The organism is Streptomyces sp. NBC_01689, from assembly GCF_036250675.1.
In the GTDB taxonomy this organism is placed as follows: domain Bacteria; phylum Actinomycetota; class Actinomycetes; order Streptomycetales; family Streptomycetaceae; genus Streptomyces.
On the sequence record NZ_CP109592.1, the window covers coordinates 7,868,232 to 7,884,266 of the forward strand.

The window sequence follows — 16,035 nt, forward strand, 5'->3', positions numbered from 1 at the left end:
CACCCGCAGGTGGAGCGCCCCACACAGGCGTCCCTCGCCGGGCGAGGGACCTGTCACTCGCCGGAGAGCACCGCCTGAGCCGCGGTACGCGCCTCCTCGGCGGTGTCCGCGGCACGCGCGGCCGCGGCGGCACGTTCGCACTGCGCGAGCGTGTACTTGGCGAGCGTCGCCCGGACGTAGGGAATCGACGCGGCACCCATCGACAGGGAGGTGACCCCCAGACCGGTCAGCACACACGCGAGCAGCGGGTCCGACGCGGCCTCACCGCAGACACCACAGCTCTTGCCCTCGGCCTTCGCCGCCTCGGCGGACAGCGCGACCAGGTCGAGCAGCGCCGGCTGCCACGGGTCCTGCAGCCGGGACACCGCGCCCACCTGACGGTCCGCGGCGAACGTGTACTGCGCCAGGTCATTGGTGCCCAGGGAGAGGAACTCGACCTCCTGGAGGATCGACCGCGCCCGCAGCGCGGCCGACGGAATCTCCACCATGGCACCGAACTTCGCCCGCAGTCCGGCGTCCCGGCACGCCTCGGCGAACACCTTGGCGTCAATGCGGTCCGCCACCATCGGGGCCATCACCTCGAGGTAGACCGGCAGCCCCTCCGACGCCTTCGCCAGCGCCGTCAACTGCGTGCGCAGCACATCGGGGTGGTCGAGCAGAGTCCGCAGACCCCGCACGCCCAGCGCGGGGTTGGGCTCGTCGGCCGGAGTGAGGAACTCCAGCGGCTTGTCCGCACCCGCGTCGAGCACGCGCACCACGACACGTCCCTCGGGGAACGCCTCCAGCACCTGCCGGTACGCCTCGACCTGCTTCTCCTCCGAGGGCGCCTGCTTGCTGTCGTCCAGGAAGAGGAACTCGGTGCGGAACAGGCCGACACCCTCGGCCCCGGCCTCCACGGCGGCCGGCACGTCGGACGGCCCACCGACGTTGGCGAGCAGTGGCACCTTGTGTCCGTCGGAGGTGGCGCCCGGACCGGTCGAGACGGACAGCGCGGCCCTGCGCGCCTCCGCCGCGGCCCGCAACTGCGCCTTCTTCTCGGTGCTCGGCTCGACGAAGATCTCACCGGTGCTGCCGTCCACGGCGATCACGGTGCCCTCGGCGAGTTCGCCGGCGCCGGGGAGCGCGACCACGGCGGGTACACCGAGGGCCCGCGCCAGGATCGCGCTGTGGCTGGTCGGCCCGCCCTCCTCGGTGACGAAGCCGAGCACCAGCGCGGGGTCGAGCAGCGCCGTGTCGGCCGGGGCGAGGTCCCGGGCGATGAGGACATAGGGCTCGTCGCTGTCCGGGACACCCGGCATGGGCACGCCGAGCAGCCGGGCGACGATACGATTCCGCACGTCGTCGAGGTCGGCCACACGACCGGCGAGGTACTCACCGGCACCGGCCAACAGGGCCCGGTACGAGGCGAACGCGTCGTAGACCGCGCGCTCGGCGGTGCTGCCGACGGCGATCCGCCGGTCGACGTCCGCCATCAGCTCGGGGTCCTGGGCCATCATGGCCTGCGCCTCGAGCACGTGCTGGGCCTCGCCGCCCGCCAGGTTGCCGCGCGCGGTCAGGTCGGCCGCCACGGCTTCGACGGCCTTGCGGGCGCGCCCCTGTTCGCGCTCCGCGTCCTCCGCCGGGATCTGCTTGGCAGGCGGTTCGAGGACCGCCGTTCCCATGTGCCGAACCTCGCCGATCGCCACACCGTGGCTCACGCCGACGCCTCGCAGCGTTGTCTCCATCTCACCCGTCTCCGATAGTGCGGCGGGTCCCGCCGCCGCGGTGGTTGTGCGGTGCGCCGTCGGGGACGGCGCTGAGGTCACTGCCAGGCGAACAGGGTGTCGCCGGATTTCACGTCGCCGTCCTCGCGGACCTCGGTGAGGGAGTCGGCCGTGGCCTCGAGCGCGACGACCGGGCAGATCGGCGACTTGCCGGCCTGCTCCACCGCCGCCGGGTTCCAACGCAGCACGGCCTGACCGCGCGTCACGGTGTCTCCCTTGTTGACGAGCAACTCGAAGCCCTCGCCGTTGAGCTGCACGGTGTCGATGCCCAGGTGCGTGAGGACGCCGTGCCCCTGGTCGTCGACGACGACGAAGGCGTGGGGGTGGAGCGACACGATCACGCCGTCCACGGGAGCGACGGCCTCCGAGGGCTCGCGCACGGGGTCGATCGCCGTGCCGGGGCCGACCATCGCCCCTGAGAAGACGGGATCGGGCACGGCCACGAGTCCGATGGCGCGTCCTGCAAGGGGGGACGTAACGGTGGTCATGGGAAGCCTCCCAGAGGTGGAGATTCATGAGGGGCCGTCACTGCCTGTCCGGGACGGCGCACTGTTTGAGCAGGGTATGTCATATGAAGTGCCGGTTCTGCACGAGAGGTTCCGGTTGACGGACGTAGAGCCGGGCGCAAACGATTTGCGCCCGCTCCGAGGCCCCCTGTACAGTCGTACTCCTGCTTGAGGCTGAGCGGCGCGTCCAAGCGTCGTTGCCTGGCAGCACCCAACTTGTCAGATCCTATCTCGGGGTCTCCTTCTGCATGTCTGCAGGATGGTGGTCAGAGAGACGGAAAATCACTGATAGTGTTTGGACCGCCGGAAAGGGAAACGCGAAAGCGGGAACCTGGAAAGCGCCGAGGAAATCGGATACGGAAACGGTCTGATAGAGTCGGAAACGCAAGACCAAAGGGAAGCGCCCGGAGGAAAGCCCGAGAGGGTGAGTACAAAGGAAGCGTCCGTTCCTTGAGAACTCAACAGCGTGCCAAAAATCAACGCCAGATATGTTGATACCCCGTCTCCGGCCGATCGGTCGGGGCGAGGTTCCTTTGAAAAAGTCCTGCCTTTCGGGGCAGGCGCACAGCGAGGACGCTGTGAACCGGGGGATTATTCCTCTTCCGGTTCCGCTCTCGTGTGTGTTTCGCCGGATTACCGGTAAGCATTCACGGAGAGTTTGATCCTGGCTCAGGACGAACGCTGGCGGCGTGCTTAACACATGCAAGTCGAACGATGAAGCCCTTCGGGGTGGATTAGTGGCGAACGGGTGAGTAACACGTGGGCAATCTTCCCTTCACTCTGGGACAAGCCCTGGAAACGGGGTCTAATACCGGATAATACCTGCCTGGGCATCTGGGTGGGTTGAAAGCTCCGGCGGTGAAGGATGAGCCCGCGGCCTATCAGCTTGTTGGTGAGGTAGTGGCTCACCAAGGCGACGACGGGTAGCCGGCCTGAGAGGGCGACCGGCCACACTGGGACTGAGACACGGCCCAGACTCCTACGGGAGGCAGCAGTGGGGAATATTGCACAATGGGCGAAAGCCTGATGCAGCGACGCCGCGTGAGGGATGACGGCCTTCGGGTTGTAAACCTCTTTCAGCAGGGAAGAAGCGAGAGTGACGGTACCTGCAGAAGAAGCGCCGGCTAACTACGTGCCAGCAGCCGCGGTAATACGTAGGGCGCAAGCGTTGTCCGGAATTATTGGGCGTAAAGAGCTCGTAGGCGGCTTGTCACGTCGGGTGTGAAAGACCGGGGCTTAACCCCGGTTCTGCATTCGATACGGGCTAGCTAGAGTGTGGTAGGGGAGATCGGAATTCCTGGTGTAGCGGTGAAATGCGCAGATATCAGGAGGAACACCGGTGGCGAAGGCGGATCTCTGGGCCATTACTGACGCTGAGGAGCGAAAGCGTGGGGAGCGAACAGGATTAGATACCCTGGTAGTCCACGCCGTAAACGGTGGGAACTAGGTGTTGGCGACATTCCACGTCGTCGGTGCCGCAGCTAACGCATTAAGTTCCCCGCCTGGGGAGTACGGCCGCAAGGCTAAAACTCAAAGGAATTGACGGGGGCCCGCACAAGCAGCGGAGCATGTGGCTTAATTCGACGCAACGCGAAGAACCTTACCAAGGCTTGACATACACCGGAAACGGCCAGAGATGGTCGCCCCCTTGTGGTCGGTGTACAGGTGGTGCATGGCTGTCGTCAGCTCGTGTCGTGAGATGTTGGGTTAAGTCCCGCAACGAGCGCAACCCTTGTTCTGTGTTGCCAGCATGCCCTTCGGGGTGATGGGGACTCACAGGAGACTGCCGGGGTCAACTCGGAGGAAGGTGGGGACGACGTCAAGTCATCATGCCCCTTATGTCTTGGGCTGCACACGTGCTACAATGGCAGGTACAAAGAGCTGCGAAGCCGTGAGGCGGAGCGAATCTCAAAAAGCCTGTCTCAGTTCGGATTGGGGTCTGCAACTCGACCCCATGAAGTCGGAGTTGCTAGTAATCGCAGATCAGCATTGCTGCGGTGAATACGTTCCCGGGCCTTGTACACACCGCCCGTCACGTCACGAAAGTCGGTAACACCCGAAGCCGGTGGCCCAACCCCTTGTGGGAGGGAGCTGTCGAAGGTGGGACTGGCGATTGGGACGAAGTCGTAACAAGGTAGCCGTACCGGAAGGTGCGGCTGGATCACCTCCTTTCTAAGGAGCATCTAGGCTGCCAGGTTCGCCTGGTGGTCCAGGGCCATTACGTCGGCAAACGTTCGACGGTGGTTGCTCATGGGTGGAACGTTGATTATTCGGCACTTTCAGTCATCTCAGGCTGCCAGTACTGCTCTTCGGAGTGTGGAAAGCTGATCGGAGTGGCGAGGGTGTCGGGCACGTTGTTGGGTGTCTGAGGGTACGGCCGAAAGGCTGCCTTCAGTGCCGGCCCCAGTGAACTCCGGTTGTAGCCGGGGGTGATGGGTGGTTGGTCGTTGTTTGAGAACTGCACAGTGGACGCGAGCATCTGTGGCCAAGTTTTTAAGGGCGCACGGTGGATGCCTTGGCACCAGGAACCGATGAAGGACGTGGGAGGCCACGATAGTCCCCGGGGAGTCGTCAACCAGGCTTTGATCCGGGGGTTTCCGAATGGGGAAACCCGGCAGTCGTCATGGGCTGTCACCCATACCTGAACACATAGGGTATGTGGAGGGAACGCGGGGAAGTGAAACATCTCAGTACCCGCAGGAAGAGAAAACAACCGTGATTCCGGGAGTAGTGGCGAGCGAAACTGGATGAGGCCAAACCATATGCGTGTGAGACCCGGCAGGGGTTGCGTATGTGGGGTTGTGGGATTTCTCTTTCACGGTCTGCCGGCCGTGAGACGAGTCAGAAACCGTTGATGTAGGCGAAGGACATGCGAAAGGTCCGGCGTAGAGGGTAAGACCCCCGTAGTCGAAACATCAGCGGCTCGTTTGAGAAACACCCAAGTAGCACGGGGCCCGAGAAATCCCGTGTGAATCTGGCGGGACCACCCGCTAAGCCTAAATATTCCCTGGTGACCGATAGCGGATAGTACCGTGAGGGAATGGTGAAAAGTACCGCGGGAGCGGAGTGAAATAGTACCTGAAACCGTGTGCCTACAAGCCGTGGGAGCGTCGGATGTGTGCTTGCACATGTCTCGTGACTGCGTGCCTTTTGAAGAATGAGCCTGCGAGTTTGCGGTGTGTTGCGAGGTTAACCCGTGTGGGGAAGCCGTAGCGAAAGCGAGTCCGAATAGGGCGATTTAGTAGCGCGCTCAAGACCCGAAGCGGAGTGATCTAGCCATGGGCAGGTTGAAGCGGCTGTAAGAGGTCGTGGAGGACCGAACCCACCAGGGTTGAAAACCTGGGGGATGACCTGTGGTTAGGGGTGAAAGGCCAATCAAACTCCGTGATAGCTGGTTCTCCCCGAAATGCATTTAGGTGCAGCGTCGTGTGTTTCTTGCCGGAGGTAGAGCACTGGATAGGCGATGGGCCCTACCGGGTTACTGACCTTAGCCAAACTCCGAATGCCGGTAAGTGAGAGCGCGGCAGTGAGACTGTGGGGGATAAGCTCCATGGTCGAGAGGGAAACAGCCCAGAGCATCGACTAAGGCCCCTAAGCGTACGCTAAGTGGGAAAGGATGTGGAGTCGCACAGACAACCAGGAGGTTGGCTTAGAAGCAGCCACCCTTGAAAGAGTGCGTAATAGCTCACTGGTCTAGTGATTCCGCGCCGACAATGTAGCGGGGCTCAAGCGTACCGCCGAAGTCGTGTCATTGCAGCAATAGGGCCAACGCCCGCTGTGATGGGTAGGGGAGCGTCGTGTGCCGGGTGAAGCCGCGCCGGAAGGCAGTGGTGGACGGTTCACGAGTGAGAATGCAGGCATGAGTAGCGATACACACGTGAGAAACGTGTGCGCCGATTGACTAAGGGTTCCTGGGTCAAGCTGATCTGCCCAGGGTAAGTCGGGACCTAAGGCGAGGCCGACAGGCGTAGTCGATGGATAACCGGTTGATATTCCGGTACCCGCTGTGAAGCGTCAAACATTGAACCAGGCGATGCTAAGTCCGTGAAGCCGCCCTGGAGCCTTCGGGCGAAGGGGAGTGGTGGAGCCGACGGACCAGACCTGTAGTAGGTGAGTGATGGGGTGACGCAGGAAGGTAGTCCATCCCGGGCGGTGGTTGTCCCGGGGTAAGGGTGTAGGCCGTGTGATAGGTAAATCCGTCACACATTGAGGCTGAGACCTGATGCCGAGCCGATTGTGGTGAAGTGGATGATCCTATGCTGTCGAGAAAAGCCTCTAGCGAGTTTCATGGCGGCCCGTACCCTAAACCGACTCAGGTGGTCAGGTAGAGAATACCGAGGCGTTCGGGTGAACTATGGTTAAGGAACTCGGCAAAATGCCCCCGTAACTTCGGGAGAAGGGGGCCATCACCGGTGATGAGTCTTGCACTCTGAGCTGGGGGTGGCCGCAGAGACCAGCGAGAAGCGACTGTTTACTAAAAACACAGGTCCGTGCGAAGCCGTAAGGCGATGTATACGGACTGACGCCTGCCCGGTGCTGGAACGTTAAGGGGACCGGTTAGTCACTCTTCGGGGTGGCGAAGCTGAGAACTTAAGCGCCAGTAAACGGCGGTGGTAACTATAACCATCCTAAGGTAGCGAAATTCCTTGTCGGGTAAGTTCCGACCTGCACGAATGGCGTAACGACTTCTCGACTGTCTCAACCATAGGCCCGGTGAAATTGCACTACGAGTAAAGATGCTCGTTTCGCGCAGCAGGACGGAAAGACCCCGGGACCTTTACTACAGTTTGATATTGGTGTTCGGTTCGGCTTGTGTAGGATAGCTGGGAGACTTTGAAGCTCGCACGCCAGTGTGGGTGGAGTCGTCGTTGAAATACCAGTCTGGTCGTGCTGGATGTCTAACCTGGGTCCGTGATCCGGATCAGGGACAGTGTCTGATGGGTAGTTTAACTGGGGCGGTTGCCTCCTAAAGAGTAACGGAGGCGCCCAAAGGTTCCCTCAGCCTGGTTGGTAATCAGGTGTTGAGTGTAAGTGCACAAGGGAGCTTGACTGTGAGACCGACGGGTCGAGCAGGGACGAAAGTCGGGACTAGTGATCCGGCGGTGGCTTGTGGAAGCGCCGTCGCTCAACGGATAAAAGGTACCCCGGGGATAACAGGCTGATCTTCCCCAAGAGTCCATATCGACGGGATGGTTTGGCACCTCGATGTCGGCTCGTCGCATCCTGGGGCTGGAGTCGGTCCCAAGGGTTGGGCTGTTCGCCCATTAAAGCGGTACGCGAGCTGGGTTTAGAACGTCGTGAGACAGTTCGGTCCCTATCCGCTGTGCGCGTAGGAATATTGAGAAGGGCTGTCCCTAGTACGAGAGGACCGGGACGGACGAACCTCTGGTGTGCCAGTTGTCCTGCCAAGGGCATGGCTGGTTGGCTACGTTCGGGAGGGATAACCGCTGAAAGCATCTAAGCGGGAAGCCTGCTTCGAGATGAGTATTCCCACCCCTTTGAGGGGTTAAGGCTCCCAGTAGACGACTGGGTTGATAGGCCGGATCTGGAAGGCGGGTAACCGCTGGAGGTGACCGGTACTAATAGGCCGAGGGCTTGTCCTCAGTTGCTCGCGTCCACTGTGTTGGTTCTGAAACCACGAACAACCGTCGTAGCCGTTTTGGCTGTGGCTCCGGTTGTGTTTCATAGTGTTTCGGTGGTCATAGCGTGAGGGAAACGCCCGGTTACATTCCGAACCCGGAAGCTAAGCCTTACAGCGCCGATGGTACTGCAGGGGGGACCCTGTGGGAGAGTAGGACGCCGCCGAACTAAAATTGGAGCTCCGGCTCCCGGATACTTCCCGGGAGCCGGAGCTTTTTTGTTTTACGGGCTTTTTCTGCCGTCCGGCAGGGTGTTTTTCGGTGGGGCGCAGACCCGCCGCGTCGCTCCGTCAGGGCTGCGGGTAAGGTCAGGGGGCATCATCGGCACATTTCCCACAGGAGGCCCCCGGGTGGAGGTCCAGGAGACCCGCGTTCAGACGGACCGGGTCCTCACCATCCCGAACATCCTCAGCATGGCACGCCTGGTCGGCGTACCCGTCTTCCTGTGGCTGATCCTCAGGCCGGAGTTCGGAGGTCCCAAGAGCGACGGCTGGGCCCTGCTTGTGCTCATGCTGAGCGGCATCAGTGACTATCTCGACGGGAAGCTCGCGCGGCGCTGGAACCAGATCAGCAGCCTCGGCCGGCTGCTCGACCCCGCGGCGGACCGTCTCTACATCCTGTCCACTCTCGTCGGGCTCACCTGGCGCGAGATTCTGCCGCTCTGGCTGACCGCCGCCCTTCTGGCGCGCGAACTGGTCCTGCTGGTCATGGTCGGGATCCTCAGGCGTCACGGCTATCCGCCGCCGCAGGTGAACTTCCTCGGGAAGGCCGCCACCTTCAACCTGATGTACGCCTTCCCGTTGTTGCTGCTCAGCGACGGACACGGATGGATCGCGTCACTCGGAACGATTTTCGGATGGGCGTTCGCAGGGTGGGGTACAACCCTGTACTGGTGGGCAGGAGTCCTGTACGTGGTGCAGGTCCGCCGGCTTGTCCGGGCGGACACCATGGCCGATTGAGCTCGGCCCGCAGGGGCAGTTGAAGCGCCCCGATGGCCCGCGCTCGAAAACTGCGGGACAATCTGGACGGGTGAAGTCGGCTAGTCCGTCGTCTCTTAAAGGAGGACGCTTCCGACATGAAGGCCGTAGTGATGGCCGGAGGCGAAGGTACTCGCCTTCGTCCCATGACCTCAAGCATGCCCAAGCCGCTCCTGCCCGTGGCGAACCGCCCGATCATGGAGCACGTGCTCAGGCTGCTGAAAAGGCATGGGCTCAACGAGACCGTCGTGACTGTTCAGTTCCTGGCCTCTCTGGTCAAGAACTACTTCGGTGACGGCGAGGAGCTCGGCATGGAGCTCACCTATGCCAATGAGGAGAAGCCACTCGGTACTGCCGGTAGCGTCAAGAACGCCGAAGAGGCGTTGAAGGACGACACCTTCCTGGTGATCTCCGGCGATGCCCTGACCGACTTCGACCTCACCGATCTCATCAATTTCCACAAGGAAAAGGGTGCGCTGGTCACCGTCTGTTTGACACGTGTGCCCAACCCCCTCGAATTCGGCATCACCATCGTGGACGAAGAGGGCAAGGTCGAGCGCTTCCTCGAGAAGCCGACCTGGGGTCAGGTCTTCTCGGACACGGTGAACACGGGCATCTACGTCATGGAGCCCGAAGTCTTCGACTACGTCGAGGCGGACGTGTCCGTCGACTGGTCGGGCGATGTCTTCCCGCAGCTGATGAAGGAAGGCAAGCCGGTCTTCGGATACATCGCCGAGGGCTACTGGGAGGACGTGGGCACCCACGAGAGCTATGTGAAGGCGCAGGCCGACGTCCTGGAGGGCAAGGTCGACGTCGAGATCGACGGCTTCGAGATCTCCCCGGGCGTCTGGGTCGCCGAGGGCGCCGAAGTGCACGCCGACGCGGTGCTGCGCGGGCCTCTCTACATCGGGGACTACGCGAAGGTCGAGGCCGGCGCGGAAATCCGCGAGCACTCCGTCGTGGGCTCCAACGTCGTCGTCAAGAGCGGTGCCTTCCTGCACAGAGCCGTCGTCCACGACAACGTGTACGTCGGCCAGCACAGCAATCTCCGCGGCTGTGTCATCGGTAAGAACACCGACATCATGCGAGCCGCCCGGATCGAGGACGGCGCCGTCATCGGCGACGAATGCCTCGTCGGGGAAGAATCGATCATTCAGGGGAACGTACGCGTCTATCCCTTCAAGACCATCGAGGCCGGCGCCTTCGTCAACACCTCGGTGATCTGGGAGTCACGCGGTCAGGCGCATCTCTTCGGAGCACGTGGTGTGTCCGGCATCCTGAACGTGGAGATCACCCCGGAGCTGGCGGTGCGCCTGGCGGGGGCGTACGCGACGACGCTGAAGAAGGGCTCCACCGTCACCACGGCCCGCGACCACTCCCGAGGCGCGCGGGCGCTGAAGAGAGCGGTCATCTCGGCGCTGCAGGCCAGCGCCATCGACGTACGCGACCTGGAGAACGTACCGCTGCCGGTGGCCAGGCAGCAGACGGCGCGGGGCAGTGCGGGCGGGATCATGATCCGTACGACGCCCGGGGTGCCGGACTCCGTCGACATCATGTTCTTCGACGGGGAGGGTGCCGACCTGTCGCAGGGCGGGCAGCGGAAGCTCGACCGGGTGTTCGCCCGCCAGGAGTACCGGCGCGCGTTCCCCGGAGAGATCGGGGATCTGCACTTCCCGGCCAGCGTCTTCGACTCGTACACCGGCTCCCTGCTGCGGAACGTGGACACGACGGGGATCGCCGAGTCCGGGCTCAAGGTGGTCGTGGACGCCTCCAACGGCAGTGCCGGGCTGGTGCTTCCCAGCCTGCTGGGCAAGCTCGGGGTCGACTCCCTGACCATCAATCCCGGTCTGGACGAGTCCAGGCCGACGGAGACCGCCGACACCCGGCGGGCCGGACTGGTGCGGCTCGGCGAGATCGTCGCGTCCGCGCGGGCCGCGTTCGGGGTGCGTTTCGACCCGGTGGGCGAACGGCTCTCGCTGGTCGACGAGAAGGGGCGGATCGTCGAGGACGACCGGGCTCTCCTCGTGATGCTCGACCTGGTGGCCGCGGAGCGGCGCAGCGGACGAGTGGCGCTGCCGGTGACCACCACACGGATCGCCGAGCAGGTGGCCGCGTACCACGGGACGCAGGTGGAGTGGACGACCACGTCGCCGGACGACCTGACCCGGGTCGGGCGGGACGAGTCGACGATCTTCGGCGGCGACGGCCGGGGCGGCTTCATCATTCCGGAGTTCAGCAGCGTCTTCGACGGCGCGGCCGCCTTCGTACGGCTCATCGGCCTGGTGGCCCGGACGCAGCTCACGCTCAGCCAGATCGACGCGCGGATTCCGCGGGCGCACGTCCTCAAGCGTGACCTCGCGACCCCGTGGGCGGTCAAGGGGCTCGTGATGCGCCGGGTCGTGGAGGAGGCGGGTGACCGCTTCGTGGACACCACCGACGGCGTCCGGGTCGTGGAGACCGACGGGCGCTGGGTGATGGTGCTGCCCGACCCCGCCGAGGCGGTGACGCATCTGTGGGCCGAGGGTCCCGATGTCGCGTCGGCCGAGGCACTGCTCGACGAGTGGGCGGCCGTCGTGGACAGCGCCGGCCGGTAGCACACGCGCGTGCCGGACAAGTGCCCCCAAGGGGGCCTGTCCGGCACGTGGGTGGGGCCATTCGGAGGTAGCACCCACGACGTGCGACGATGTGCGGCATGCCGCAGCAGCCCCCCGTTCGGAGCACACCTCCGCGCCCCTCGCGCCCGGACGCCTCCATGTCGCTGCTCACCAACGTCATGGACCACAGCCTCGACGACGGATACGCCGAGGCGGCCGCCCGCAGGAAGACCGAAGGCACCGGCGGCATGCCGAAGAGCGTGCGCGCGAGACTCGGTCTCGCCGCCGGTCTCGTGCTCGCCGCCCTGGTCGTGACCGTCGGTGCGGCCAACGCGCGGATCGCGGCGCCGGTCGTGGCCAAGGAACGCCAGGAGCTCATCGACCGGATCCAGCGCGAGACCTCGTCCGCGGACAAGCTGGAGGGCACGGTCGACACCCTGCGCGACGACGTGAGCGCCCGGCAGCGCGAGGCGTTGAAACAGGGCGGCGGCGAGCGGGCGGACCTCGTCGGCATCCTGTCGGGTGCCGTCGCGGTGCACGGCCCCGGTGTGAAGCTCGTCGTGAACGACGCCAAGGAAGCCACCCAGGGCGGTGACGGCGATCCGCGCGAGACCAGCGGGTTCTCGGACACCGGCCGGGTCCGTGACCGTGACATGCAGCGGGTCGTCAACGGGCTCTGGGAGTCCGGCGCGGAGGCCGTGTCCGTCAACGGACAGCGGCTGACGGCGCTCTCGGCGATCCGGGCCGCGGGAGACGCGATACTGGTCGACAACAAGCCGCTGGTGCCGCCCTACACGGTGCTCGCGGTGGGGGACGGCGAGCGGCTCAGCACCAGGTTCCAGAACAGTGCCGACGGGCTGTATCTTCACGCCCTTCAGGAGAACTACGGCATCCGGACCAGCATCTCCGTCGACGACGACGTCCGGTTGCCCGCCGCACCAAGTGTGATCGTACGTACAGCACAGCCGAGCACAGAGAAGGGCACATCGTGATCGCCGTACTGGGCCTCGTCGTGGGAGTCGTGGCTGGATTGTTGGTCCGGCCCGAGGTTCCGGTGATCGTGGAACCCTACCTTCCGATCGCCGTCGTGGCGGCGCTCGACGCTGTCTTCGGAGGCCTGCGCGCGATGCTCGACGGCATCTTCGACGACAAGGTCTTCGTGGTCTCGTTCCTGTCGAACGTGGTCGTCGCCGCGCTCATCGTCTTCCTGGGGGACAAGTTGGGCGTCGGTGCCCAGCTCTCCACCGGTGTCGTGGTCGTCCTCGGTATCCGTATCTTCTCCAATGCCGCGGCGATCCGCCGGCACGTGTTCCGGGCGTGAGGCCGATGAGCGACGAGGACGAGACCCCCGACAACCGGCTGCGCAGGGAACTTCCCGAAGAGGTTCCGGCCGCGGCCGCCGAGAAACCGGCGCCCCATCACCACGCGGCGCCCGCGCCGGCCGACGACGCGGGGGCCGTCCCGACGCCGACCGGCCGTCAGCGGCTGGCGCAGGGCCTGTGGCCGCCCCGCGTGTCCCGTGCGCAACTCATCGTCGCCCTGCTGCTGTTCGGCCTCGGCTTCGGCCTGGCCGTCCAGGTGGCGTCCAACAGCGACAGCGGCAGCGCGCTGCGTGGCGCACGTCAAGAAGATCTCGTACGTATCCTCGATGAACTCGACAACCGTACGCAGCGTCTTGAAGACGAGAAGCAGGGTCTCGAAGATCAGCGGACCGAGCTGGAGAACAGCTCGAACCAGGCTGCCGAGGCGCGCAAGCAGACGGTCGAGAAGGAGAAGCAACTCGGCATTCTGGCGGGCACGGTGGCGGCGCAGGGGCCCGGCATCACGCTGACGATCAACGACACGAAGGGGACGGTCAAGGCGGACATGCTGCTTGACGCGATCCAGGAGCTGCGCGCGGCCGGTGCGGAGGCGATTCAGGTGAACGGGGTGCGGGTCGTCGCCAGCACCTATCTGAGCGATTCCGGCAAGGGCGTGAGCGTGGACGGGAACAAGATCACCCAGCCCTATCGTTTCAAGGTCATCGGCAAGCCGCAGGACCTCGAGCCGGCGCTCAACATCCCCGGAGGCGTGGTGCAGACTCTGGAGAAGGAGCAGGCCACCGTCACGGTGGACCGTGCGACGAAGATCGTCGTGGACGCCTTGCGGGCCGCGAAGCAGCCTGACTACGCTCGGTCCTCCTCCCGGTGAGCCGGGGGCGCATGGGGGTGGTGCGGCGAGGGCATGAGGTTGCGGGGGGTCGGCGCACCGAATGGGTGGTGCGTGGTGGAAACTGTCTGGTGGATACGGACGTTGTGAGGATGTCCGGGTCGACCGGTGTGTGCAATCAGGGTTCGTCCTGCCCCACGGGCGGGTCTGTTTCGGTCAAGGGGAATCGCCCGTGAAGTTGTTTGGGAAGTTGTTCGGCAAGAGCGCGCGAGAGGGCGGCGACAACGCCCGGCACCGCGCACCGCGCCATGGAGACGCTGAGGGCCAGGGTGGCGAGCGCCCGCTGTTCCGCGACCAGGTCGGCGGACAGGGCGCGTCGTCTGTTGACCCTGCCCAGTCCGGCCGCATAGGTTTCGGGGAACCGTCAGCCTCAAGTACGGGTGGAGGGTTTGCCGACCCGTACGCGTCTCATGCCCCTGGGGGGCAGCCGCGGCAGGAGGATCCCATGTCGGCCCTGGTGTGTACGAGGTGCGGTCACCGCAACGCGGAAAACAGCCGCTTCTGTTCGAACTGCGGCGCGCCGCTGCGTCCCGGGGCGATCCCGGAGCGTCCGTCCGAGACGACGTCGACGATCTCCATCTCGGGCCTCGAGGCCTACGATGCCGAGGTCACCGGCCAGACGCAGATGCCCACGCTGTCCCCGGAGGCGCAGGCCGCCGTCGACGCACTGCCGCTGGGCTCGGCGCTCCTGGTGGTCCGCCGCGGCCCGAACTCGGGCAGCCGCTTCCTCCTGGACGGCGACCTGACCACGGCCGGGCGTCATCCGCAGAGCGACATCTTCCTCGACGACGTGACCGTGTCGCGTCGCCACGTGGAGTTCCGTCGCGCCGCGGACGGGTCGTTCACGGTCGCCGACGTGGGCAGCCTGAACGGCACGTACGTCAACCGGGAGCGGATCGACTCGGTTCCGCTGTCGAACGGCGACGAGGTGCAGATCGGTAAGTACCGGCTGGTCTTCTACGCGAGCCAGCGGGGTATCTGACCCTTCCCCAGACTCCGTCCGGGGGGACCCCCAGGAAGGTCCATGCTTCGAACACCGAGCGGCGGTGCCGGCAACGGTACCGCCGCAGCGGACAGTGGGCTGATGAGCATCGGCGCGGTGCTGAGCGCTCTGCGTGACGAGTTCCCCGAGGTCACCATCTCCAAGATCCGGTTCCTGGAGTCGGAGGGGCTGATCGAGCCGAGGCGGACGCCCTCGGGGTACCGCAAGTTCAGCGCGGACGACGTCGAGCGGCTCGGGCATGTGCTGAGGATGCAGCGGGACCACTATCTTCCGCTGAAAGTGATCCGCGAGCATCTGGACGCCCTGGAGCGGGGCGAGCCCGTTCGGCTGCCGTCCCTGGGGCGCCAGCGCGACGGAAGCGACGGGGAGCCGCAGGAGCCCGACGCGCCCGTGGCGGTCCGGGTGGGCCGTTCGGAGCTGCTGGCCGCCGCCGAGATCGGCGAGCAGGAGCTGCAGGAGTGGGAGTCGTACGGCCTCATCGCCCCACTGGCGGAAGGGACGTACGACGCCGAGGCGGTGACGGTCGCCGCGCTCGTCGTCGAGCTGGGCCGCTTCGGGATCGAGCCGCGCCATCTGCGGGCGATGAAGGCCGCGGCCGAACGGGACGCGGGCCTGGTGGACCAGGTGGTCGCCCCGCTGCGGCGCCACCGCAATCCGCAGACCAGGGCGCACGCGGAGGCGCGTGCGAAGGAGCTGGCGGGGCTCACCGTACGGCTGCACGCGGCACTGGTGCAGACCGCGCTGGGCGTAAGGCTGCCCTGACCTCGGGACCCTCGGGGCTGTCCGGATCGGCCACCCGTTCTGTGCTCGACTACCCAAACGTCCCGGGCACGGCCTAGGGTTGCTGTGTGAACGAGCTCGATGTCGTAGGTGTCCGGGTCGAGATGCCCTCCAACCAACCGATCGTGCTCCTGCGTGAAGTGGGAGGCGATCGCTACCTCCCCATCTGGATCGGACCGGGGGAGGCGACGGCGATCGCCTTCGCCCAGCAGGGCATGGCCCCCGCACGACCGCTGACCCACGACCTGTTCAAGGACGTGCTGGAAGCCGTCGGCCAGGAGCTCACCGAGGTGCGCATCACCGATCTGCGCGAGGGGGTCTTCTACGCGGAGCTGGTGTTCGCCAGCGGGGTCGAGGTCAGCGCCCGCCCGTCCGACGCCATAGCGCTGGCGCTGCGCACCGGAACGCCGATCTACGGCAGTGACGGGGTGCTCGACGACGCGGGAATCGCGATTCCGGACGAGCAGGAGGACGAGGTGGAGAAGTTCCGGGAGTTCCTCGACCAGATCTCTCCCGAGGACTTCGGGACCAACAGTCAGTGACCGGGCCGGGCGCCTCCGCGCGG

The 16,035-nt window shown here is 65.0% G+C and carries 10 protein-coding genes and 3 rRNA genes; 11 read left to right on the plus strand and 2 right to left on the minus strand.

What is annotated here, in order from left to right; translation table 11 throughout:
- Positions 1–53: 53 nt before the first annotated feature.
- Both ptsP and OG776_RS33720 read right to left on the minus strand, forming a co-directional pair.
- The gene (gene ptsP / locus OG776_RS33715; RefSeq protein ID WP_329323017.1) at positions 54–1,724 is read right to left on the minus strand and encodes a phosphoenolpyruvate--protein phosphotransferase; all 1,671 of its coding nucleotides are present in this window, start codon (positions 1,722–1,724) and stop codon (positions 54–56) included.
- A gap of 77 nt (positions 1,725–1,801) precedes the next feature.
- A complete protein-coding gene (locus OG776_RS33720) occupies positions 1,802–2,251 on the minus strand; it encodes a PTS sugar transporter subunit IIA (RefSeq protein WP_148007912.1) in 450 nt (149 codons plus the stop codon).
- A gap of 664 nt (positions 2,252–2,915) precedes the next feature.
- On the opposite strand from OG776_RS33720, the gene OG776_RS33725 reads away from it, so the two are divergent.
- The 11 genes from OG776_RS33725 to OG776_RS33775 all read left to right on the plus strand — a co-directional run bounded on the left by OG776_RS33725 (position 2,916) and on the right by OG776_RS33775 (position 16,012).
- Positions 2,916–4,441, plus strand: a 16S ribosomal RNA gene (locus OG776_RS33725).
- A gap of 311 nt (positions 4,442–4,752) precedes the next feature.
- Positions 4,753–7,872 (plus strand): 23S ribosomal RNA (locus OG776_RS33730).
- Between the two features lie 88 nt (positions 7,873–7,960).
- Positions 7,961–8,077, plus strand: a 5S ribosomal RNA gene (gene rrf, locus OG776_RS33735).
- Together the 16S, 23S and 5S rRNA genes form the textbook arrangement of a ribosomal RNA operon.
- Before the next feature lie 181 nt (positions 8,078–8,258).
- Complete coding sequence (locus OG776_RS33740) at positions 8,259–8,867, plus strand: CDP-alcohol phosphatidyltransferase family protein (protein ID WP_148007913.1); 609 nt, start codon at positions 8,259–8,261, stop codon at positions 8,865–8,867.
- A gap of 116 nt (positions 8,868–8,983) precedes the next feature.
- Positions 8,984–11,479 (plus strand): mannose-1-phosphate guanyltransferase, encoded by a 2,496-nt coding sequence (locus tag OG776_RS33745; RefSeq protein WP_148007914.1) that lies wholly within the window; start codon positions 8,984–8,986, stop codon positions 11,477–11,479.
- An 89-nt stretch (positions 11,480–11,568) separates the two neighbouring features.
- On the plus strand, positions 11,569–12,471 hold the full coding sequence (locus OG776_RS33750) for a DUF881 domain-containing protein (protein WP_148007915.1): 903 nt from the start codon (positions 11,569–11,571) through the stop codon (positions 12,469–12,471).
- Positions 12,468–12,800, plus strand: a complete 333-nt coding sequence (locus tag OG776_RS33755; RefSeq protein WP_148007916.1) for a small basic family protein — start codon at positions 12,468–12,470, stop codon at positions 12,798–12,800. Before OG776_RS33750 ends, OG776_RS33755 begins: the two co-directional genes overlap by 4 nt.
- A 5-nt stretch (positions 12,801–12,805) precedes the next feature.
- The gene (locus OG776_RS33760; RefSeq protein WP_148007917.1) at positions 12,806–13,669 is read left to right on the plus strand and encodes a DUF881 domain-containing protein; all 864 of its coding nucleotides are present in this window, start codon (positions 12,806–12,808) and stop codon (positions 13,667–13,669) included.
- A gap of 61 nt (positions 13,670–13,730) precedes the next feature.
- On the plus strand, positions 13,731–14,669 hold the full coding sequence (locus OG776_RS33765) for an FHA domain-containing protein (protein ID WP_148007918.1): 939 nt from the start codon (positions 13,731–13,733) through the stop codon (positions 14,667–14,669).
- Between the two features lie 42 nt (positions 14,670–14,711).
- Positions 14,712–15,452 (plus strand): transcriptional regulator FtsR, encoded by a 741-nt coding sequence (gene ftsR / locus OG776_RS33770; RefSeq protein WP_148007919.1) that lies wholly within the window; start codon positions 14,712–14,714, stop codon positions 15,450–15,452.
- 86 nt (positions 15,453–15,538) lie between these two features.
- On the plus strand, positions 15,539–16,012 hold the full coding sequence (locus OG776_RS33775) for a bifunctional nuclease family protein (RefSeq protein ID WP_006123076.1): 474 nt from the start codon (positions 15,539–15,541) through the stop codon (positions 16,010–16,012).
- Positions 16,013–16,035 lie beyond the last annotated feature (23 nt).